Origin of the sequence: Methylosinus sp. sav-2 (genome assembly GCF_004366495.1) — a bacterium.
Taxonomy (GTDB): domain Bacteria; phylum Pseudomonadota; class Alphaproteobacteria; order Rhizobiales; family Beijerinckiaceae; genus Methylosinus.
On the sequence record NZ_SOEJ01000002.1, the window covers coordinates 399,437 to 420,003 of the forward strand.

At 66.1% G+C, this 20,567-nt stretch carries 26 protein-coding genes; 9 read left to right on the forward strand and 17 right to left on the reverse strand.

What is annotated here, in order from left to right; translation table 11 throughout:
- The first annotated feature begins 8 nt into the window (after positions 1 to 8).
- The 4 genes from EDE12_RS08150 (at position 9) to ruvA (ending at position 3,494) form a co-directional block, all read left to right on the forward strand.
- On the forward strand, positions 9 to 1,163 hold the full coding sequence (locus EDE12_RS08150) for an L-lactate dehydrogenase (protein WP_026598027.1): 1,155 nt from the start codon (positions 9 to 11) through the stop codon (positions 1,161 to 1,163).
- Positions 1,164 to 1,229: 66 nt separating this feature from the next.
- Positions 1,230 to 1,802, forward strand: coding sequence for a hypothetical protein (locus EDE12_RS08155; protein ID WP_134188034.1), 573 nt, complete (start codon positions 1,230 to 1,232; stop codon positions 1,800 to 1,802).
- A 296-nt stretch (positions 1,803 to 2,098) separates the two neighbouring features.
- A complete protein-coding gene (gene ruvC / locus EDE12_RS08160) occupies positions 2,099 to 2,623 on the forward strand; it encodes a crossover junction endodeoxyribonuclease RuvC (RefSeq protein ID WP_026598029.1) in 525 nt (174 codons plus the stop codon).
- 256 nt (positions 2,624 to 2,879) lie between these two features.
- A complete protein-coding gene (ruvA, locus tag EDE12_RS08170) occupies positions 2,880 to 3,494 on the forward strand; it encodes a Holliday junction branch migration protein RuvA (protein WP_026598030.1) in 615 nt (204 codons plus the stop codon).
- 12 nt (positions 3,495 to 3,506) lie between these two features.
- Here ruvA and EDE12_RS08175 read toward each other — a convergent pair whose 3' ends face one another.
- Positions 3,507 to 4,001, reverse strand: coding sequence for a cupin domain-containing protein (locus EDE12_RS08175; protein WP_026598031.1), 495 nt, complete (start codon positions 3,999 to 4,001; stop codon positions 3,507 to 3,509).
- A 239-nt stretch (positions 4,002 to 4,240) separates the two neighbouring features.
- Between EDE12_RS08175 and EDE12_RS08180 the strand changes: the two genes are divergently transcribed.
- Positions 4,241 to 4,615, forward strand: coding sequence for a flagellar export protein FliJ (locus EDE12_RS08180; protein ID WP_024879142.1), 375 nt, complete (start codon positions 4,241 to 4,243; stop codon positions 4,613 to 4,615).
- A 12-nt stretch (positions 4,616 to 4,627) separates the two neighbouring features.
- On the opposite strand, the gene EDE12_RS08185 is transcribed toward EDE12_RS08180, so the two are convergent.
- Genes EDE12_RS08185 through EDE12_RS08195 form a run of 3 tightly spaced genes read right to left on the reverse strand, consistent with a single transcriptional unit; the run spans position 4,628 to position 6,920 of the window.
- Positions 4,628 to 5,182, reverse strand: coding sequence for a hypothetical protein (locus EDE12_RS08185; protein WP_026598032.1), 555 nt, complete (start codon positions 5,180 to 5,182; stop codon positions 4,628 to 4,630).
- Complete coding sequence (locus EDE12_RS08190) at positions 5,173 to 5,997, reverse strand: DUF692 domain-containing protein (RefSeq protein WP_026598033.1); 825 nt, start codon at positions 5,995 to 5,997, stop codon at positions 5,173 to 5,175. The genes EDE12_RS08185 and EDE12_RS08190 overlap by 10 nt, the downstream gene beginning before the upstream one ends.
- Before the next feature lie 5 nt (positions 5,998 to 6,002).
- Positions 6,003 to 6,920 carry a TIGR04222 domain-containing membrane protein gene (locus tag EDE12_RS08195; protein WP_166671839.1) on the reverse strand — a complete coding sequence of 306 codons (918 nt, stop codon included), beginning with the start codon at positions 6,918 to 6,920 and terminating at the stop codon, positions 6,003 to 6,005.
- A 171-nt stretch (positions 6,921 to 7,091) separates the two neighbouring features.
- Here EDE12_RS08195 and EDE12_RS08200 point away from each other — a divergent pair, with 171 nt between their 5' ends.
- Positions 7,092 to 8,069: a UPF0104 family protein gene (locus EDE12_RS08200; RefSeq protein ID WP_026598034.1), complete on the forward strand. Its 978-nt coding sequence runs from the start codon at positions 7,092 to 7,094 to the stop codon at positions 8,067 to 8,069.
- A gap of 205 nt (positions 8,070 to 8,274) precedes the next feature.
- Here the strand turns inward: EDE12_RS08200 and EDE12_RS08205 are convergent, their stop codons facing one another.
- The 6 genes from EDE12_RS08205 to EDE12_RS08230 form a co-directional block, all read right to left on the reverse strand.
- Entirely contained in the window at positions 8,275 to 8,550 is a 276-nt protein-coding gene (locus EDE12_RS08205) for a DUF1153 domain-containing protein (RefSeq protein ID WP_018264629.1), read from the reverse strand.
- 252 nt (positions 8,551 to 8,802) lie between these two features.
- Entirely contained in the window at positions 8,803 to 9,144 is a 342-nt protein-coding gene (locus EDE12_RS08210) for a septal ring lytic transglycosylase RlpA family protein (RefSeq protein ID WP_024879147.1), read from the reverse strand.
- 285 nt (positions 9,145 to 9,429) lie between these two features.
- Positions 9,430 to 9,831, reverse strand: coding sequence for a DoxX family protein (locus EDE12_RS08215; protein ID WP_026598035.1), 402 nt, complete (start codon positions 9,829 to 9,831; stop codon positions 9,430 to 9,432).
- A gap of 31 nt (positions 9,832 to 9,862) precedes the next feature.
- Positions 9,863 to 10,471 (reverse strand): malonic semialdehyde reductase, encoded by a 609-nt coding sequence (locus tag EDE12_RS08220; RefSeq protein WP_026598036.1) that lies wholly within the window; start codon positions 10,469 to 10,471, stop codon positions 9,863 to 9,865.
- A gap of 57 nt (positions 10,472 to 10,528) precedes the next feature.
- On the reverse strand, positions 10,529 to 11,311 hold the full coding sequence (locus tag EDE12_RS08225) for a hypothetical protein (RefSeq protein ID WP_166671840.1): 783 nt from the start codon (positions 11,309 to 11,311) through the stop codon (positions 10,529 to 10,531).
- 63 nt (positions 11,312 to 11,374) lie between these two features.
- Positions 11,375 to 11,584, reverse strand: coding sequence for a cold-shock protein (locus EDE12_RS08230; protein WP_018264633.1), 210 nt, complete (start codon positions 11,582 to 11,584; stop codon positions 11,375 to 11,377).
- Between the two features lie 371 nt (positions 11,585 to 11,955).
- Here EDE12_RS08230 and EDE12_RS08235 point away from each other — a divergent pair, with 371 nt between their 5' ends.
- Positions 11,956 to 12,201: an acyl carrier protein gene (locus EDE12_RS08235; protein WP_024879151.1), complete on the forward strand. Its 246-nt coding sequence runs from the start codon at positions 11,956 to 11,958 to the stop codon at positions 12,199 to 12,201.
- 10 nt (positions 12,202 to 12,211) lie between these two features.
- Here EDE12_RS08235 and EDE12_RS08240 read toward each other — a convergent pair whose 3' ends face one another.
- The 5 genes from EDE12_RS08240 to EDE12_RS08260 form a co-directional block, all read right to left on the reverse strand.
- A complete protein-coding gene (locus tag EDE12_RS08240) occupies positions 12,212 to 12,577 on the reverse strand; it encodes a hypothetical protein (RefSeq protein WP_134188036.1) in 366 nt (121 codons plus the stop codon).
- Positions 12,578 to 12,683: 106 nt separating this feature from the next.
- The gene (gene pqqE, locus EDE12_RS08245) at positions 12,684 to 14,150 is read right to left on the reverse strand and encodes a pyrroloquinoline quinone biosynthesis protein PqqE (protein ID WP_026598037.1); all 1,467 of its coding nucleotides are present in this window, start codon (positions 14,148 to 14,150) and stop codon (positions 12,684 to 12,686) included.
- A gap of 11 nt (positions 14,151 to 14,161) precedes the next feature.
- On the reverse strand, positions 14,162 to 14,923 hold the full coding sequence (gene pqqC, locus EDE12_RS08250) for a pyrroloquinoline-quinone synthase PqqC (protein ID WP_024879154.1): 762 nt from the start codon (positions 14,921 to 14,923) through the stop codon (positions 14,162 to 14,164).
- A complete protein-coding gene (pqqB, locus tag EDE12_RS08255; protein WP_026598038.1) occupies positions 14,920 to 15,849 on the reverse strand; it encodes a pyrroloquinoline quinone biosynthesis protein PqqB in 930 nt (309 codons plus the stop codon). Before pqqB ends, pqqC begins: the two co-directional genes overlap by 4 nt.
- A 222-nt stretch (positions 15,850 to 16,071) precedes the next feature.
- On the reverse strand, positions 16,072 to 17,448 hold the full coding sequence (locus EDE12_RS08260) for a PLP-dependent aminotransferase family protein (RefSeq protein ID WP_051465502.1): 1,377 nt from the start codon (positions 17,446 to 17,448) through the stop codon (positions 16,072 to 16,074).
- 188 nt (positions 17,449 to 17,636) lie between these two features.
- Between EDE12_RS08260 and EDE12_RS08265 the strand changes: the two genes are divergently transcribed.
- On the forward strand, positions 17,637 to 18,500 hold the full coding sequence (locus EDE12_RS08265; protein WP_026598040.1) for a DMT family transporter: 864 nt from the start codon (positions 17,637 to 17,639) through the stop codon (positions 18,498 to 18,500).
- 5 nt (positions 18,501 to 18,505) lie between these two features.
- Here the strand turns inward: EDE12_RS08265 and pssA are convergent, their stop codons facing one another.
- Complete coding sequence (pssA, locus tag EDE12_RS08270; protein WP_051592358.1) at positions 18,506 to 19,345, reverse strand: CDP-diacylglycerol--serine O-phosphatidyltransferase; 840 nt, start codon at positions 19,343 to 19,345, stop codon at positions 18,506 to 18,508.
- A 27-nt stretch (positions 19,346 to 19,372) separates the two neighbouring features.
- Positions 19,373 to 20,071 (reverse strand): phosphatidylserine decarboxylase, encoded by a 699-nt coding sequence (locus tag EDE12_RS08275; protein WP_026598042.1) that lies wholly within the window; start codon positions 20,069 to 20,071, stop codon positions 19,373 to 19,375.
- 169 nt (positions 20,072 to 20,240) lie between these two features.
- Between EDE12_RS08275 and EDE12_RS08280 the strand changes: the two genes are divergently transcribed.
- A complete protein-coding gene (locus EDE12_RS08280; RefSeq protein ID WP_024879160.1) occupies positions 20,241 to 20,498 on the forward strand; it encodes a hypothetical protein in 258 nt (85 codons plus the stop codon).
- Positions 20,499 to 20,567: the final 69 nt, after the last annotated feature.

Below are 20,567 nucleotides of genomic sequence, written 5' to 3' on the forward strand. Positions count from 1 at the left end.
GACCCGCGATGATTATTTCCTCCGCCGCCGATTATCGCGAGGCCGCAAGGCGGCGCCTGCCGCGCTTTTTGTTCGACTATATAGACGGCGGCGCCGGCGCCGAGCGCACGCTCGCCGCCAATATGGCCGACCTTCAGAGCGTCACTCTGCGCCAGCGCGTGATGCAGGGCGTCGCCGGCGTCGATCTTTCCACGCAGTGGCTCGGCGTCGCGGCGGATTTGCCGGTGCTGATCGCGCCCATCGGCATGTCCGGCATGTTCGCGCGGCGGGGCGAGGTTCAGGGCGCGCGGGCGGCGGCGAAAAAGGGCGTTCCCTTCATTCTCTCCACTCTTTCCGTCTGCCCGCTGGAGGAGGTGGTCGCGGCGAGCGCGCGGCCGATCTGGCTGCAGCTCTATATGCTGAAAGATCGCGGCTTCATGGAGAATATGCTGGCGCGGGCGCGAGCGGCGGGGATAGAGCATCTCGTCTTCACCGTCGATCTGCCGGCGCTGGGGCTGCGCTATCGCGACGCGCATTCCGGCATGGCCGGGCCATTCGCGCCGCAGCGACGCCTGTCGCAGGCGCTGGCCAAGCCGGCCTGGGCCTATGATGTCGGCCTCATGGGCCGGCCGCATGCTCTCGGCAATGTCGCGGCCTATCTCGGCGGCGCGATGAAGCAGAAGAATTATCTGCGCGACATCGCCGCCAATGTCGATCCGACGCTCGACTGGTCCACGCTGGATTGGGTGCGCGCGCGCTGGCCGGGCCGCATCATTCTGAAAGGCGTGCTGGACGAGGCCGACGCGCGCGACGCCGTGCGCTGCGGCGTGGAGGCGATCATCGTCTCCAATCACGGCGGCCGCCAGCTCGACGGCGCGCCCTCCGTCGCCCGCATGCTGCCGCGCATCGCCGATGCGGTGGGCGACGATCTTCTGCTCCTCGCCGATTCCGGCGCCCGCTCCGGTCTCGACGTCCTGCGCCTGCTGGCGCTGGGCGCGAAGGGCGTGGCTTTAGGCCGCGCCTACGCCTATGCGCTGGCCGCGGCGGGGCAGGGGGGCGTGGAGAACATGCTGGATATTTTCGCGGCGGAGCTGCGGGTGGGGATGATGTTGTGTGGGGTGGGGGAGGCGAAGGGCGTGGGGAGGGGGATTTTGATTCCGAAAATAGATGGCAGCGCCCCGTAGACGATGTGCGTTGCACATTTCCTTCAGCAAGGGTTTTATACACCGTTTGGCTATGTGAGGTTGGTTATGAATGATAAGCGCCGTCTCGTAGAAGAAGTCGAGAAATTCGCGAATGAGACGTTTTCTCGGCCCTACGTCGATACCTTCCTTCGCGATCTGTCGAAACCAATGCGAACGCATGCGATCAAGGAGTTATTTATTCGTCTTGGGAGGACGAATAATTTTAAATCGCAGGCAGGCGGAATGAGTACATTGGGAATCGGTGGCGAGTGGTTATACGATCTAATATGGTATGAGGATGAGATTGTTGATGGAAATTATTTCATGACAAATCTGCCGCTTGCTCTGGAATGCGAGTGGGGCGTTTCTGTTTCTAGCAGCGGTGACGTCGATGGCGATTTTCAGAAATTGGTCCAAGCGCGCGCGGAGGTGCGTGTGTGGGTCACCGCGATCGCGAACGAGGAACTGGCAGAGAAGCACATCAGAAATGCCCAAATGCAGGCTAGCCGATTCAAGCTGTCTCAAGTTGATGATCAATATGTTCTCATCATTTTTGTTTGGAGTTCACGGGAGGCCTTGATTAGGAAATTCGCTGTTGGCATCCATGATATGCTATGTGCGCCTCGTTTGGCGTATTAATCTAGCCGCGGGCGGACGCAGGATTTTCTTGACCGGCTTCTGGCTTCTGCAATACGGCTCGCGGCTTTCCCGTCGCTTGCGGTGCCAGTGTTCGCATTCCTGGCCGCCCACCCTCCCCTTTAGGGGGAGGGTCGGACCGTGGAGCGGTCCGGGGTGGGGTCAGCGCCCGAGACTCTGGGAGCACCCCCTCCCGCTCGCCTTCGGCGATCGACCTCCCCCCTCGAGGGGCAGGGGGCGCGCGCCCGACGCGAGAGACGCCGCTACCCCTCGCCGCCCTTTCCCCCTAACCTCCCGCCATGACGGAAGAGACGATTCGCATTCTCGGCATAGACCCGGGCCTTCGCAACACGGGCTGGGGGCTCGTCGAGGCGTCGCGCGGCTCGCGGCTCTCCTTTGTCGCTTGCGGCTCGCTGCATTCGGACGGCGACGCCTCCATGGGCGAGCGGCTCGCGCAATTGCAGCGCGGCCTCGCGCGCATCATCGAGGATTATGCGCCGCATGAGGCGGCGATCGAGGAGACTTTCGTCAATCGCGATCCGCAATCGGCGTTGAAGCTCGGACAGGCGCGGGGCGTCGCGCTGGCGGCGCCGGCGCTCGCCGGGCTCGAGGTGGAGGAATATGCCGCCAATGTCGTCAAAAAGACCGTGGTCGGCAATGGCCACGCCGATAAGGCGCAGATCGGCATGATGGTGCGCGTGCTGCTGCCGCTGAGCCGGGCCGAGAGTCCCGACGCCGCCGATGCGCTGGCCGTCGCCATCTGCCACGCCCATCATCGCGCCGGCCGCGCCGCCGCGCGCAAGCTCGCTGCGGGGGCGCGATGAGCGTCTCGCGCGGGGCGATGTGCGAGCCTGAAGGCTCGTGGTCCGGGCGCGGCTCGGCCATGGACAATCATCCTCGCCCTCATGCTGAGGAGGTCGCGAAGCGACCGTCTCGAAGCACGAGGGCGAGCTCCATTGGGCGCCGCGTGACGCTTCCCTCGTCCTTCGAGACGCGGCCTGCGGCCGCTCCTCAGGATGAGGGAAGCGTCATCCCATCGCTCGGGGGACGCATCGGATCGGCCTTCATCGCGGGGGCGAGATGATCGGCAAGCTCAAGGGAATCGTCGATTCCTATGGCGAGGATTACGTCATTCTCGACGTGCATGGCGTCGGCTATGTGGTGAATTGCTCGGCGCGCACGTTGCAAAAGCTCGCGCCTGTGGGCGAGGCGGCGGCGCTCTCCATAGAGACGCAGGTGCGCGAGGACGCCATACGGCTGTTCGGCTTCTCGTCGGAGGCCGAGCGCGATTGGTTCCGCCTGCTGCAGAGCGTGCAGGGGGTGGGCTCGAAAGTGGCGCTCGCCATTTTGTCCATTCTCTCGCCGGGCGAGCTGGCCTCGGCCATTGCGGGGCAGGACAAGGCGATGGTGGCGCGCGCCTCCGGCGTCGGCCCCAAGCTGGCGGCGCGCATCGTCGCCGAGCTGAAGGACAAGGCCCCGGCCTTCGCCGGAATCGATCCGGTGATGGCGCGGCTCTCGGGCGAGGAGCCGGCGGCGGCGCCCCAGGCGGCGCAGGACGCCATTTCGGCGCTGGTCAATCTCGGCTATGGGCGCCCGCAGGCGGCGGCGGCCGTCGCCAAGAGCCTCGAGGCGATCGGCGAGGGGGCCGACACCGGCGCGCTCATCCGCCGTGGGCTGAAGGAGCTGGCGAGCTGACGGCCGCGCCGCTCACCTTTGCGCCGGCGCGATCTGATTGCGCGGATCGTCCTTGGCATTGACGTAATCTATGCTCCAAGGCCCCATGGCGTCGATTTGGAGCACGGTCTCCGCATCGAAGAAGGCGTAATGCGCCACGCCCGGCGGCATGATGGAGAAGGCGCCCGCCGGCAGCTCCTCGACGCTGGCCCGATCCGCCGCCTGTCCGAGGCCGAGCCGCATGCGCCCGGAAACGATAGAGACGACCTCCGCCTTGGGATGCGTATGCGGGGGAATGCGGTAGCCCTTGGGCGCCTTCAGCCGCATCACGAACATGCCCTCCTTGGCGGGGTCGCCATAGAGGATAGCGGCCTCCGCCCCGGCGGGCAGCGACGGCGGTCCGGCCGTAAAGGGAATGTCGCCAGGCAGGAGGACCTTATGCGTCCCCACATGATCGGCGCCCGACGGCGCCGCCGAAAGGAGCGCGGCGATCCCGGCCGCCGCAATGACTGCATGGGCGCGTCTCATCTCCGCCTCCTCTCCGTGCCAGAAACCTCAGGACGGGCTTCGTCCGCGGCGATCTATATAGGGCGCGGCTCCGACTGGCCGAGTGGGATGATTGAAATTACGGCGCTTTTTTGTTTGGCCGGCAGAAACGTCGGGCAGTAACACTCGAGCAACCTCCTTGCGCCATATTTCCGCTCGTCTCGCGGAAAAGCGATTGTGTTCGCATGCGTCGTAAGTAACTTGTGCCGGAGAGTAGTGTCATGAAGTCGCGAGATGCCTTGGTTCGGCTGAAACGTTTTCACGCCGAAGAGTGCCGGCGCCGCGTGGCGCAGCTGCAGACGATGATCGCCGAATTCACCCGCATGACGGGCGATCTCGATCGCGAGATCGCTCATGAGGAGCAGCGGGCCAATATCACCGACCCCAATCACTTCGCCTATCCGACCTATGCTCAGGCCGCGCGCACCCGTCGCGACAATCTCCTGCGTTCTGTCGCCGATCTCAAGGACCAGCTGGTCGAGGCGGAGACGCATATGAAGGACGCGGCCGAGGAGCTGGGCAAGGCGCAGGGCCAGGAAGCCCGCGACCGTGGCGGCGATCGCGTCATCGATCTCGTCGCCGAACGGCGCGTCTGAGGTCTTTCTGGCTCAGGCCAGAAAATAGAACAGGCGGGAGCCGAAAAGCCGCAGCCAGACGCCGACGCTGGGACGCCTCGCCGCGCCCGGCGCAGCGCCGCATGCGAGCTGCGCCGCGATCTCGGCGACCGGATAGCGGAAGAATCTCAGCGCAAAACAATTGTGGCGCGCGCCCGCCTCGACGAAGGCCAGCTCGAAACGCGCGAGATCGCCGATCCAGGCGGGCTCGGCGCGCGCGAGGCGCCCTGCGAGCGCCTCCGCATCGGCGCGATGGCGCCCTGGCCGCGGCGGGCCGGAGACAGCGGCGAAAAGCGCGCGATCGAAACGCGCGCCCAGCGCTCTATAGGTCAGCGGCAGCGTCTTGCGCGCGTCGAGCGTCCGTTTTCCCTTCAGGCAATCGGCGAAGCGCGCGACGGCGGCGGGATCGATGCGGGCGAAGCTCTCGGCCTCCGCCTCGCCGAGCCCGAATTGCCGCGCGCGCTCGAGCGGCGCGCGGAAGAAGGCCTCGCGGAACGTCTCGTCCGTATAGAGAAGAGCCAGCAGCGCCTGCGTCTCCTTCAGCGGCATAGGCGGCCGATCGCGCGCGCATGCGCGACCTCCTCGAGGAGATCGCGGAAGGGCGGCAGATTTTCGTCCCGCTCCAGCACCACCGCCCGCGCATTCGGCGCGCGGGGTAGGATTTTCTCGAGCAGGCTCCAGATTTCCGGCGGCGCCGGGGCGTCATGGCTGTCCATCAGCAGGCCGCGCAGCCGCCGCCCGCCGGCGATGTGGAATTGGACCACGCGCTCGAAGGGCCAGCGGTCGAGCTCGGCCTCGAGATCGACGCCCTGATTGACGGCGTTGGTGTAGAGATTGGTGACGTCGCAGAGCCAGCCGCAGCCGGTCAGCTCCAGCACGCGGGTGAGGAAACCCGCCTCGTCCATCTCGCCGCCGGGGACGAGCGCGATGACGGTCGGATTTTCGAGGATCAGCGGAGTGGGTATCGCCCGGCGCACGGTCTCGACATTGCGCGCCACCGCCTCCGCCGCCTCCTGCGTGTAGGGCAGGGCGGCGAGATGGCCGATGGAGATTCCGCCCGCCTTGGTGAAGGCGAGATGCTCGCTCCACCAGGGCGGATCGAGCCGGGCGACGAGGGCCGCCAGCTTTCGCAAATAGGAGGGATCGACGCCCTCCGCGGAGCCGAGCGAGAGATCGAGCCCATGCGGCACGATGGGGAAATGATCGGCGAGGAGATCGAGCTCGGCGCGCTTTTCCCGCGAGGCGTCGAGATAATGGTCGGCGATGATCTCGACGATCTCGATCTTTTCGCGATTGGCGAAGAGATCGGCGCAGAATTGCGGCCGATAGCCGAGGCCGGCGCGCAGCCCTGCGGGCTCCCCCATGCGGCTCAGTCGCCGCCGCCGCAACCGCCGCAACCGCCCCCGCCGTCTCCGCTGCAGGACGAGCCGCAGGAGCCGGAGGAATCGCTCGCCGATTTCTTGAACAGGCTGACGAATTCCGGCTCTAAGGCGCCCTTCAGCGCCTCATAGCCGAAGATCGAGACGAGGAAGAGCGAGCCGGCGTCGAAAGCCGCTGCTCCGGCGGGGCGCGATTTCGCCTGGCCGAGCTTTTCGGAGAGGCGGCGCCCATAGGCGCGCTTGATCGCCGCGAGATAGGCTGTCCCGCGCGCGCTGGCGATGCGCTTGCGGGCGGCGGATGTCAGTATCCAGAGGAAGATTTCGGCGGCCGCCGCCAGGCAGATGAGAAAGATCACATTGCGATGGCCGGCGAGGAGCGCCGCCGCCAGCTTGCTGGCCGCAAGGCCGAGGAGGACGATCGAGCCGAGGATAAAGGCCGTGCCGGCGGTCTGGCCGACGCCGAGCGGCGCGAGCAGGTCATTCTCGACGAGGCGCCGCCGCTCTGGCGCGCAGAGCCGTTCTATATCGGCCGCCAGCGCTGCATCGGCGAAGAGCTCGGCCGGCGTCGGCCGCGCCGAAAGCGCCATCAGCACGCGCGCCGAGCGGGCGTCCAGCACGCGGCCGGACTGGGGGCCGGCGGCCCGCTCCAGCCGCCCGTCGGTTATGCCCACATAGCCTTGCTGGCGCAGATCGAACAAAAGCGTGCGGATGACATTATTGACGCCGCCCGAGAGATAGGCGAGCGCGATGGCGTCGGGCTCGCTCGGCACTTTCAGCCGGGCCATGTCGCGCGTCGGATCTGCCGCGCGGATGAAGAGAAAGGAAAGGCCGAGCGTTACCCCCGCCACGCCCGCATAGAGGGCCAAAAACTCCGGCCCCGGAAGGCCGAGGATCGAAAAACCGGCCATAATCGTCCCCGCCACTCGCTCACTGAAATAACCGCGCGAGATTAGCAGCCCCTGCGCGGCGGACAAGCTACAGCCGACCGCCACAGCCGGCATTCAGGCTTGCGGTCGCGGCGTGGCCATGCCAGTGAGAGCGCGCGCTCCGCACCGGGAGCGCCGAACCCGCAGCGCCCCATGAAAAAAATTTTGGAATATGTCTGGCCCCTCGTCGGGCTGGCGGCGGTCATCGCCTCTTTCTATCTTCTCTATGGCGAATTTCGCGGGGAGTCGGTCGGCGAGGAGGTCTGGGCCGATCTTCGGGCCATTTCCGTCTCCCATTGGATCGCGGCCGGCTTCTGCTCTCTGCTCGCCTATGCGGCGCTCGCCTGGTACGATCGGATCGCGCTGCTGCACCTCGGCGTGAAGCACATCTCCATGGTGTTCATCTCGCTGTGCTCATTCACCACCTACGCGCTCTCGCACAACATCGGCGCCTCGGTGTTCTCCGGCGCCGTGGTGCGCTACCGGGCCTATTCCACCAAGGGCCTGACGGCCGGTCAGGTGGCGGTGCTGGTGGTGCTGTGCTCCTACACTTTCGGCCTGGGCACAGTGCTGCTCACCGGCATATTGCTCACCTATCAGCCCAGCCTGCTCGGCCGCCTTTCCGGCATGCTGCCGGAGATGCTCACAAACGAGCATACGGCGCTGATCATCGGCCTCTCCTGCCTCGGCGCCGTGGCGCTCTATGTCATCGGCTCGCTGATGCACTTCAAGCCGATCGATCTGGGCAAGATCCATGTGATGTATCCGCGGCCCGAGGTGATGATCCGGCAGATGTTCGCCGCGCCTCTGGAACTGATCGGCGCCGCCGGCATTATTTATTTCGCTCTGCCGGAGGGCAGCGGCACGCCCTATATCGTCGTGCTCGGCACTTTCCTCTTGTCCTTCTCGGCGGCGCTGGTTTCCCACGCGCCCGGCGGGCTCGGCGTGTTCGAGCTCATCTTCATCAAGGCCATGCCGGATGTGCCGCGGCTCAAGGTGCTGACGGCGCTCCTGGTGTTCCGCCTGCTCTATCTCATCGTCCCGCTGCTGTTCGCGCTCGTCGTCGTGCTGGTGTTCGAGCGCGGACGTCTCGCCGAGACATTGCGCGGCCGCGCCGATAGCGAGAGCTGACGGCCGAGAGCGTTTTCAGCCGAAGTGGACACCGGTTCGGCGTTGGAAACGCGGTCAAAACAAAGGCCGAGAGTCTTTCCGTGTTTCAATGAAACCCGGAAAGACTCGAGCGGGCGAAAAAGGCCCTGAAACGACGAAGAGCCGGCGGCCTCGAAGGCGCGCCGGCTCTGCGTTTTTAAAGAGGCGCCGCGATCGGGCGCCGAAATCACATGCGATATTGCTGAAGGCGGGTCGTCCGCAATCCGGCGAGACCATGCTGGTCGATCGACATCTGCCAGCTCAGAAACTCGTCCACCGTCAGCGTGTAGCGGGTGCAAGCCTCCTCGAGGGAGAGGAGCCCGCCGCGCACCGCCGCGACCACTTCGGCCTTGCGGCGTATCACCCAACGCTTGGTCGTGGGCGGCGGCAGATCCGCGACGGTCAATGGGCTGCCATCGGGACCGATGACATATTTGACACGCGGACGATGCGTCTCGGTCATTTTGTTACTCGCATACTCTCACGATCACTCGACCCTCCTTCTATAGGCGAGGCGATTTAACATTTGCCTAAGCCAAACTCCTGTGTTTGCGGCCAATTGAGAAATCGCCGTTTACCATAGCTCACGGTCGGCGAGAGGGACGGCGTCGCTCCAGACGATCGCGCGGCGAGCGATCGGAAATCCCGAGCGATAGCGCGTCTATAGCTCGGGATTTCCCGCCGGGAACGACGGCGTCTCTGCGTGGGGCCGAAGCTACTCGCCCGCGACCCGCTCCACCTTCACACGGGCGACGCCCGCCGAACGGAAACCGAGGCTCTCCGCCGCATGGGTGGAGACGTCGATCACCCGCCCATGCACGAAGGGACCGCGATCATTGATCGTGACGACCACAGAACGGCCATTGCCGAGATTGGTCACGCGCGCTCGCGAGCCGAAGGGAAGGCTGCGATGGGCCGCCGTCAGCGCCCCCACATGGCCCCCGCTCGCCGTCCGGCCATGATAGCCGTAGTAGGAGGCCTTCCCCACCCAGGATTGGCCCGCCGCCGTCGCTGTCGAACCTGCAAAAATCGCCGCTCCGATGATCCATTGTTTCAATGCGCTATCCCCCTTGCCGTTTCTCTCCCGACAGCCGACCGAGCTCGGTCGAGACTGTCGAGTAGACCCGCGGTAAGGGTGAGTTGTGATCAAATAGTGGCGAGAGCGCCAGCGCCGGATTTTGCCTAGTTCCGCGCCGGGGCGCCAAGTATGCCGCATCAATATTTCGATGTAATCTATACTAAAGTCTCAAATAAACGTTTATGTATTTTGCAATATATTTGTCACAGAATTACTTTTCTGTGACTGAAATGACACAGGTTGCGAGAATCTGTCGCCTAGCTGTCAAGCCCCCTCATGAACGGATCGATCCAGGGCGAAGCGGCCGGGGCCGGCGAGTGCGAAAAGCGCAAAGACGACGCCATAGACGAGCGCCAGCTCGCCGCCATTGTGGATCGGCAGAGCGCCGCGGGCGGCGTGGCCGACGACATAAGCGACGACCATTTCCGCCGCGAGCACGATCGCCGTCGGCCGGGTGAAGAGGCCGAGCAGAAGCAGCAGGCCGCCGAGAATTTCGATCGCGCCGGCGAGGCCGAGCAGAGAGACGAGCTTCAGCCCATCGAACATGGCCACATGCGGAAAGCCGAGGAGCTTGGCTGTTCCATGCTGAAGGAACAGCAGAGCGACGAAAATGCGCGCGAGACCGAGCAGCGCTTGCGCTCGGCCCGGCGAAACCAGCGAAACCATGGGCGTTTCCTCATTTGTCGAGGATCGCGCCTCACAGGATCGAGGCGACCTCCTCGAAGGCGAAACGCGGACCCCGCGGATAGAGTTTCGCCGGATCGCCATAGCCGATGTTGATGAGGAAATTGGATTTCACCGTCCCGCCAGGGAAGAATTCGGCATCCACCTTCGCATTGTCGAAGCCGCTCATCGGCCCGGCGTCGAGCCCGACGGCGCGCAGCGCCAGCAGGAAATAGGCGCCCTGCAGCGTGCCGTTGCGAAAAGCGGTCGTCTCGATGAGCGGGGCGTTGCCGACGAACCAGGCGCGCGCGTCGGTCGCGGGATAGAGGCGCGGCAGATGCTCGTAGAATTGCGTGTCATGGGCGACGATCGCCGTCGCCGGCGCGGCGAGCGTCTTGTCGAGATTGCCGGGGGACAGCGCCGGCGCCAGCCGCGCCTTGGCCTCCGCCGAACGTATAAAGAGGAAGCGCGCCGGCAGGCAATTGGCGCTGGTCGGCCCAAAGAGCGCGAGCCGTAGCGCCTGCTGGAGCAGGGCGTCGGGAACCTCGCGATCCGCCCAGCCGTTGTGGGTGCGCGCCTCGGTGAAGAGCTGCGCGAGCGCCTCCGCGCTCAAAGCTTCCTGCGAAATCTCGTTTTGCGCCATATCATCGCTCCTCGGCTCGCTCGCGTCACGGCTCGGCGGGGGGAACGCGCGCGCCGCTCAGATGTCGCGGCCCTCGACTTCCAATCGCAGCCGCTCCTCCGCCTTGCGCCATTCCTCGCGGCGCGGATCGAGCGCGCGGGCGCGGCGATAGGCCTCGAGCGCGCGCGCCGCGGCGCCGGCCCGCTCACGCAGCGCGCCCAATGCGCCGAGCGCATCGAAACGGCGCGGCTCCAGCCGCAGGGCGGATTCGAGATCGCGCTCCGCCCCGTCGAGATCGCCGAGCGCGATGCGGATATTGGCGCGGCCGACCAGCGCCTCCGCCCATTCCGGCTCGAGAATGACGATGCGGTCGAAGAGATCGAGCGCCAGCGAATCCGCGCCAATGCCGACCGCGACCAGCGCGCGGCGCATCAAGAGATCGACGGTGGGGGAGGCGGAGCGCGCCCATAGCCGGCCGATCGCCTGGGCGAGGGCGCTCTCCTCCTCCTCGCTCTCGGCGAGGGAGAGGCGGCGGATGAGATCGTCGAGCGAGTCGCGCGCCGTCTGCGGCGCCCGCTCGGGCGCGAGCTCTGGCTCGACCGGGGCTGTGGGCCGACGCTGCGGCGAGAACACGCGCGCGCCCGGCGGCAGTGGGATCGGCACGCGGCCTATGCCGGGAATGTCGAGATATTGCTGCTCGGTGAGCGGACGCTCCGCCCCGGCGGCGAGCGCCCCGGGAGCGGCGAGCAACGCGGCCGCGAGCATGGCGGCGAGAATGCGGGACGAAGGCGCGAGGCGCATAGGCGCGACTGTAGCAAAGGCGCCGGCCTCGAGACAAGAACGCCTCGAGAGAAGAACCATGCAAAATGCAAAAGGGTCGCCGCGGAGCGACGACCCTCTCGTTCAAAGGTTCAGATCAATGGCTCAGAGCGCCTTGAGCTGGTCCGCGGAGGACTTGCCGGTGCGGCGGTCCTGAGCGATCTCGAAGCTCACCTTCTGGCCTTCGCGCAGATCGCGCAGGCCGGCGCGCTCCACCGCGCTGATGTGGACGAACACGTCCTTGTCGTCGCCATCCGGCTGAATGAAGCCATAGCCCTTCTGGGCGTTGAACCACTTAACCGTTCCAGTCGCCATTTGTCTCTCCAGACATAGAGGAGAAGGCCCGCCTGCGCGGGGCCGGGTCGATCGATGTAGGGAGAGGTCGTCAGCGGCTCCGTCTCCGAAGCGCGCCCAAGTCGCCGGCCGAAAATCGATGCAGGGGAACATAGAGGGCCGAACCGCGCCGGGCAATGGCGGATCACGCTATAGGCCATAAGTAATTCCCGAAAAAGAAAGGATTTCCTAACCTACACAATTGGAGGGGCCGCCCGGTTCACGCCACATTCATCCAAACGGCGCGATCTTAGCGTTGGGTTTACGATCATCGCGTCGAATTGTCGCCGAATGATCGTGATCTGCGACGGCGGGGGGCGGCCCCCGCGCGCAGCGAGAAGCGGAGAGTAAAAGTGATCGACCTCGTTCGGCAAGCGATCGACGAGAATGGACGCCTGCCCGTGCCGGCCCGCGACATTGCGGCCAACGCCGACCTCTATGAGCTCGGCCTCACCTCGTTTGCGGCAGTCAGGATCATGCTCGCGCTCGAGGACGCTTTCGGCGTCCAGTTCCCGGAGCATATGCTGCGCCGTCGCAATTTCGCCTCCATCGGCGCCATCGTCTCCTGCCTGCATGCGCTGGAGCGCAAGGCGGCCTGAGCCGAAGCTCTCACAGCCGCGCGCCCGAGGGACAATAGCGCGCCTTGCGATCGGCCCCGGCCGAGAGCGCCGCCGGAAAGGCGTCCTGCCGCGGGCCGAAGGCCAGCAGCGCCGGCGTCACCGGCCGCGTCGAGGCCGCCCAGCTCTGGAAGGCGGCGGAGCGTCCCTCGCGCGTCACGCGCGCGGCCAGCTTCTCCGTCCCCGGCTCGGGCGTCAGCCCCTCGAGCCCGCATTGGGCGAAGAGCGGAATGCGATAGGCCGGCGGCGGCGCGGCGCAGGCGCGCTCCATCAGCGCCACTATCGTGAAGAAGACCAGCGCCGAGAACGCGACGAAAAGCGCGCCGATCTGACGCGCGCCCAAATCTGCTCGTGACATTTTGGACCCCCTTGGCCGCAAAACCGGCCGAAAGGGTCAAATGGAGCGCCGTCCTCGTCCCTCCAGCGCGAGCGTGGGACATGATTAGCAGGGAGTGACCGGCGGCTCAGGCCGGCTGCTCGTCCAGCGCCTTCTCCTTGCGGTCCGCCCCGCCGAGGCGGCGATAGACGAAAGCCGGCGCCGGCAGCAGCGACTCGTTCTGCCCGAGCGCGGCGAATTCCTCGTGATGGGCCGAGCGATGGCAGGCCGGATCGGTCGCCGCCGCGTCGCCGGTGACGGCCAGCGCCTGGCAGCGGCAGCCGCCATAGTCGATCTCGCGCTTGTCGCAGCTGCGGCAGGGCTCCTGCATCCACTCCTCGCCGCGGAAGGCCTCGAAGGCCGCGCCATTGCGCCAAATGTCGCCGAGCGGGCGCTGGCGCACATTGTCGAAGGAAAGGCCCGGCAGGGTCTGCGCGGCGTGGCAGGGCAGGGCCTTGCCGGAGGGCGTCACCACCATGATGCTGCGACCCCAGCCGCCCGTGCAGGCCTTGGGGCGCGAGGCGTAATGGTCGTGGATCACGAAATCGAAATTGAGCACGCCCTGCAGGCGCTTCTTCGCCTCTTCCACGATCCCGACCGTGGCGAGGAATTTCTCGCGCGTCGGGATCAGCGCGGCGCGGTTCACTTCCGCCCAGGCGTAATATTGAATATGCGCCACCTCGAGCCGCTGCGCGCCGACCTCGACCGCGAAATCGATGATCTGCGGCAGATGGTCGATGTTCTGGCGATGGATCGGCGCATTGATGGTGAGGCCGAGGCCCAATTCCCGCGCCCAGCGCGCGACGTCGCGCTTCTTGGCGACGCCGCCCTCATAGCCGGAAATATGGTCGGAGCTTTCCGGGACCACATCCTGCACCGAGACCTGCACATGATCGAGGCCGATCTCGGCGAGATGCGCCAAACGCTCGCGCGTCAGCAGCACGGCGGATGTCACGAGATTGGTATAGAGGCCGGCGTCGACGGCGTGGGCGAGAATCTCCTCGAGATCACGGCGAATGGTCGGCTCGCCGCCGGAGAGATGCAGTTGCAGCGCGCCGATGGAGGCGGCCTGTCGGAACACGTCGCCCCATTCGCCGGAGGTGAGCTCCGTATTGGCGCGCTCGAGATCGAGCGGATTGGAGCAATAGGGGCATTGCAGCGGACAGCGATGCGTCAGCTCGGCGAGCAGGCCCGCCGGGCCGCGCTCGAAAGGCGCATAGGATTTCGCTGTCTGCGAGAGGGGAGGGGGCGAAAATGCGTCCGGCCCGTCGCGCAGCAGGCGCTTGTCGGCGAGGCCTTGCAGCAGCTTGACCACATCCGTCTGGATCACATCGACGGGCGCCGAATAGGTCTGCGCGAGACGCTGCGAAATCTCGGCGACGCTGGCGACGCCATCCACATGGCCGAGCACGGCGAGGCCGATCGGGTCGAGCTCATAGGCGCGTTCGGGCGCGAGGATTACCTTGCGCTGCCGCACGACATCCTCGTGCAGGCGCGAATAGCGCGTGAAGGCCGGCTTCGACTCCGGCGCCACAATGAAACGCGCTTCGCTCATTCTCTCGTCCTTCACTTCTCTCCCGGCGTAAACGCGCCGGGCGGGATGAGGCCGGTCACATAGGCCTGATGCAGCGCGTCGAGCTGCGCCCAGAGCACGTCGCATTTGAAGCGCACGGCGCCGACGCAGGCTTCCTGCTCCGCCCGCGTATAGGCGTGCTGGAGAATATACGACAGAGCGAAATCGCTGTCGCGCGGCGCCTGGGCGAGGCGGCGCTTGAAATAGGCCATCACGGAATCGTCGACGAAATCGTAATTCTCGAGCATTCCGGCGATGCGCTCGCGATGGATCGCCGGCGCGAACAGCTCCGTCAGCGATGACGCGACCGCTATGACGAGCGGCTGCTCGACGACGAAGCGCACATAGGCCTCGACGGCGAATTTGGTCGCCGGCAACGCGCCCTTGCGCGAGGTGACGTAGTCGCGCGAGAGGCCGAGTCCATCGGTGAGCACGAGCCAGCGCTCTATGCCGCCGCCTTCCTCGCCCAATCCGTCGTGATCGTGGATGCGGTGAATCCATTCGCGCCGCAATTCGCGGTCGTGGACGCGGCTCATGAAGGCGGCGTCCTTGCGCGGCACCGCCTCCTGATAGCAATAGCGGTTGAGCGCCCAGGCCTGCACCTGGCCTTTGTTCAGCTTTCCGCCATGCAGCATTTTGTGGAACGGATGCTTGTCGTGATAGCGCTCCTCGCCCACGGCGCGGATCGCGGCCTCGAAGGCCTCCTTCGACAAGGGCGGCGCGTCATGCCACTCGGCCGTCGAGAAGTCGTTCATAGCGTCACCTCCATGCCGTCCGCGCCGATCTCCCATCCGGCCGCATTCACGATCGCGCGTTCCTTCGACGATGCGTCGAGAGTCGGATTGGAGTTGTTGATGTGCACATAGATCTTGCGCGCGACGGACAGATCCTCGAAGGCTTTCATCGAGCCGTCATCGCCGCTCATATTGACATGGCCCATGCGCGAGCCGGTCTTGCCGAGCAATCCTTGCTCGATCATTTCATTCTCGTGGAACAAAGTTCCATCGAAGAAGACGAGGCTGGCGCCGCGCAGACGTTCCTTCAGCGGCTCGTCGATGTTCGCACAGCCGGGAATATAGAAGCAGCTCTTGCCCGTCGCCGTCTCGATGATCTCGACGCCGAGCGTGTCGCCTACTTGCGTGCCGAAACCCGCGACGCTCTTGTCCTCGAGCCAGAGCGCGATCTTGCCATGCACGGGAAACGCCTTCACCGCGAGGCCGAGATCGACGCCGGCGCCATGCAAGGGGATCGCCTCGTCGAAGGGAAATTCGACGCGCGTCACCAATTCGGGGACCAGAATGTCGAAGATGCGATTGCCGGCGAGCACATTCAAAATGCGCCCTGAGGAATAGATGGAGAATGCCTGCGCCTCGCGCAGATTGAGCAGGCCGGCGACGTGGTCCACGTCGCCATTGGTCAGCACGACGGATTTGATCGGGCTCGCGCGCAGGCCGTCATGCGGGCCGGGCGAGAGTTGCGGCGCATGCGCGATCTGCTGGCGCAAATCAGGGGAGGCGTTGAGCAGCACGAAATCGACGCCATTGGCGCTGACCGCGAGCGAGGATTGCGTGCGCGCCGAGAAGCCGGGCTTGCCCTCGCGCACGGCTCGGCAATTGGCGCAATTGCAGTTCCATTGCGGGAAGCCGCCGCCGGCGCCCGATCCGAGTATTTTGATGAACATGACGCGAACCGCGACGGCGCCGTTTTTTAAAGGCGCAGTCTCTCCTCTCGAGCCGACGTTCTAGAGCGAAACCGCCTCTCTTCGAAGCGCTGTTTCGCTCCCCTCCCGATCTTTGTTTATTTTTCCCGACGCTCGCGCGTCGGAAGGCGGCTTTTTCGGCCGCGCGCCACTATGTCCAGGCGGCGGCGGGACGGCAAGCGCCAGATGGTCGCACGCCCTGCTCTAGCCAGCGGCCCGCATCGGTGGCGCGCTCGCCCGCAGCGCGCGCGCCAGGGAGTCGTAGATGCGCGGATCGTCCGATTGCGAGACGTTGAAGCGCAGATAGTCGCGGGCCGTCTGGCCGAGGCTGAAGGCGTTGCCGGGCGCGAGCACGATTCCCTCCGCGAGGCATAGCCGCGCGATCTGCGAGGCGTCGGCCTCGCCCGGCAGGCGCGCCCAGACGAACATGCCGGCCTTGGGCTCGACGAAGGGCGTGATCCCGAGCGCTTCGAGACGGCGGATCGTCGCCGTCATGGCCCCGGTGAGCCGCGCGCGCAGCGCCTCGAGATGGCGGCGATAGCCGCCGTCCTTCAGCAGCGTCAGCGCGATCTCGGCCGAGAGGCGCGGGCTGCCGAATTGCGTGGCGAGGCCGATATCGGCGATCTGCTCGATCCAATCGGGGCGGGCGGCGATATAGCCGCAACGCGCCGCGGCGGAGAGAGTCTTGGAGAAGCTGCCGATCTGAATGACGTTGCGAAGTCCGTCGAAAGCGGCGAGGCGAGGCGTCGGCGCGGTTTCGAAATCGGCGAAAATATCGTCCTCGACGATGATGAGGCCGGCGGGCTCGGCGAGCGCCATCAGCCGATGCGCCGTCGTCGAGGAGATGGCGGCGCCGGTCGGATTGTGGACGGCGGCATTGGTGAGATAGAGGCGCGGCCGCTTTTGCGCGAGGCTTTGCGCGAAAATCTCGAGATCGGGGCCGTTCGGCGTCATCGGCACGCCGACGATGTCGGCGCGATGCGCCTGCAGCAGAGCGCGGAAGTTGAAATAGCAGGGATCGTCGATCAGCACCGTGTCGCCGGGCTCGATCAGAAAACGGCAGACGAGGTCGATCGCCTGTGTCCCCGAGCCGGTCAGCAGAATCTGATCGGGCGCGGCGGCTATGTCCCGCTCGCCGAGGCGGCGGGCGATAAAGCCGCGCAGCGGAGCGAGGCCGAGCGGTTCGGAATAATCGGCGAGGGAGGCGGCGCTCCCCCGCGCCACGGCTTTCAGCGCCCGGCGCAGCGCCGCCTCGGGCATCCATTCGGCCGGCAGCCAGCCGCAGCCGGGGCGGAGCATTCCCTCGCCGGCCTCCAGCGATTGACGCGACATCCAGAGCGGATCGACCTCGCGATCGAGGCGCGGGCCGATCTTGCCCAGCGCCAGCGGCGCGAGTGGCGCTGAGACATAGAAGCCGGAGCCGGGGCGGGACCTTATGACGCCCTCGGCGGCGAGCCGCTCATAGGCCTCGACCACTGTGGAGACGGAAACGCCCATCGACCGCGCCGCCTGCCGCACCGAGGGGAGGCGCGCGCCGGGCGTCAGCTGGCGCGCCGCGATCCGCTCGCGGATCGTCGTCATCACCAGCTCGATCCGTCTGGGTTCGATCCGTTTCGGCGCCGAGGATGTTTCGGTCAAGCGTATTGCCTCCAAAGGCAGCACAGTTCACGGATATTGTCGAAACAGTTTATGAAAATTGTATCCGTCTGTCTCTGGCCGAGCAAGAGGCTCCGTCCGATCCTTCGCCGATGAGGAAAGGATGTTTCGATATGGATAGGACGACGGAAGGCTGGCTGAACGGCGCGATCGGGGTCTTGATCTTCAGCGGATCGCTGCCGGCGACGCGCGTCGCCGTCGGGGGCTTCGATCCCTTGTTTCTGACCGGCGCGCGCGCCTCCATCGCCGGGCTGATCGCGCTCTGCCTGTTGACGCTTTTCCGCGAGAGCAGGCCGAGCCGTAGCGAGCTTCTCTCGCTCGTCGGCGTGGCTTTGGGCGTGGTGGTCGGCTTTCCGCTGCTCAGTGCGCTGGCGCTGACGCGCATGACCTCGGCGCATTCGCTGGTCTTCGTCGGGCTGCTGCCCTTGGCGACGGCGGCTTTCGGCGTGCTGCGCGGCGGCGAGCGGCCGCGGCCGGGCTTTTGGCTCTGTGCGCTCGCCGGCGGCGCGCTCGTCGCCGGCTTCGCCGGGATGCGGAGCGACGGCGCGATTTCCTCGGGCGATCTTCTGATGCTCGGCGCGATCTTCGTCGCGGGCTTCGGCTATGCCGAAGGAGGGCTGCTGTCACGCCGGCTCGGCGGCTGGCGGGTGATTTGCTGGGCGCTGGCGCTCTCGCTGCCGGCGATGCTCGTCTGGACCGCCGTCAGCGCGCCGGAGGGGCTGCTCGCCACGCCGCCGCGCGCCTGGGTCGCGCTCGCCTATGTGGCGCTGTTCAGCATGTTGATCGGCTTCGTCTTCTGGTATCGCGGGCTGGCGCTGGGCGGCATCGCCGCCGTAGGGCAGTTGCAACTGCTCCAGCCTTTGCTCGGCCTCGGTCTCGCCGCTCTGTTTCTCGGCGAGACCGTGGAGCTCCCGCTCGTTTTCGTCACTGTCGGCGTTATCGCCGCAGTGGCGGGCGCGAAGGCCTTCGCGAAATAGCCCGCTCAGGCGCCGCGCGTCTTCTCCGCCTCCTGCCGCTCCAGCTCCTTATAGCGCTTCACGCCGAAGGGGATGGCGACGAGATAGGCGAGGCTCGCCAGCACCAAGGTCTCCATCGGATAGATGGCGAGCAGCAGCGCCGTCACGCCGACGCAGAACAGCACGAGAATGACATATTCACGCGGAATGCGGCCGATGCGCTTGCCGGAGAAATGCGGAATGCGGCTCGCCATCAGAAAGGCGATTCCCAGCACATAGACGATGAACAGCGGCACCAGCGCCTTGGAGCCGGGCAGGTCGACGACCGAGAGATTGAGATAGAGCGGCAGCAGAACCGCGACCGCGCCAGCCGGCGCCGGCATGCCGACGAAGAAGTCCGAATGCCAAGCCGGGCGTCCGGGATCGTCCACGGTGACGTTGAAGCGGGCGAGGCGCAGCGCGCAGGCGATGGCGAAGACGAGCGCCGCGAACCAGCCCAATCCTTTGATCTCGTGCAGCGACCAGAGATAGAGCAGAAGCGCCGGCGCGACGCCGAAATCGACGAAATCGGCGAGCGAGTCGAGCTCTGCGCCGAAACGCGACGTGCCTTTGAGCGCGCGCGCGATGCGCCCGTCGAGACCGTCCAGCACGGCGGCGGCGATGACGGCGGTGACGGCCGTGTCGAACTTGCCTTCCGTGGCGTAGCGTATGGCGGTGAGGCCCATGGCGAGCGCCAGCAGCGTGACCAGATTGGGCAGCACCACGCGGATCGGAATGTTGCGGAAGCGCAGGCGGCGCCGTTCCGAGGGCGACAATTGCGCGTCGCGGCCCTCGGGGCCGGCGTCGAAGGACGAAGGTTCGGTCATTGGGGAGGCCTTTGTCGCGGCGACGGCTCAGCCGGCCTTGAAGCTCAGAGGGGCGGCGGTGGAGTTCACATCCGCCAGAATGGTCTCGCCGGCGATGGCGCGCGAGCCCACGGCGATGCGGGGCTTGGCCCCGGTCGGCATATAGACGTCGACGCGCGAGCCGAAACGGATGAGGCCGAAACGGTCGCCGACGCCGATCGGCTCGCCATCCTGCACGAAGCAGACGATGCGCCGGGCCACGAGGCCGGCGATCTGCACCACGCCATAACGGCCCGAGGGCGCGTCGATGACGATGCCGTTGCGCTCATTGTCCTCGCTCGCCTTGTCGAGATCGGCGTTGAGGAAGATGCCGGGCTTATAGGCGACCTTGCTGATGCGGCCGGTGATGGGGGCGCGGTTCACATGCACGTCGAAAACGCTCATGAAGATGGAGACGCGCTGCATCGGCTCCGCGCCGAGGCCGAGCTCGGCCGGCGGCAGGAAGAAGCCGATGGAGCAGACGACGCCATCCGCCGGCGACACCACGAGTCCCTCGCGCAAAGGCGTGAGGCGCTGCGGATCGCGGAAGAAATAGACGCACCAGGCGGTGGCGATGAAGCCGACCCAGCCGAGCGTCGAGGAAATCCAATGCAGCAGCAGGGCGGCGATGGCGAAGGCGGCGATGAAGATATAGCCTTCAGGATGGATCGGGACGAGCGATTTGCGGACCGATTCGAGGATCGACATGGATGAGAGGCTCCGAATGCGGCCCGTCGCCGCAGGCGGGGCGAGTTCTGCCATTTTGCGGCGCGAAAGTCACGCGGGCGAGCCGTCTGCGCCCTTGCCCCTGCGGCGGATTCACGACAGATAGGCGCGGTCGAAGCCCAAAGAGGCCGACACCCCTCGGGGAGGAAACATGAAAGACAATATTCGCAACGGAACGGCCCTGGCCATAGCGGCCGTCTCTCTCGCGCTCGCCGGCGCCGTGACGACCGCCATCGCGGCGACTCCCGGCAAGGTGCAATGCATCGGCGCCAACAGCTGCAAAGGCAAGAGCGACTGCCACAGCCCCAAGAACGCCTGCAAGGGCATGAACGCTTGCAAAGGCAAGGGCTGGGCCTTCGTCGAGTCCGAGGAGGCCTGCAAGGCCGCCGGCGGCAAGACGCTGAACTGACGTTCGCGGGACCGGCGGAGCGCGCCGGTCCCTTCTTCTCGCCGAAATAATGGGGCGTCTGTCTGCGCC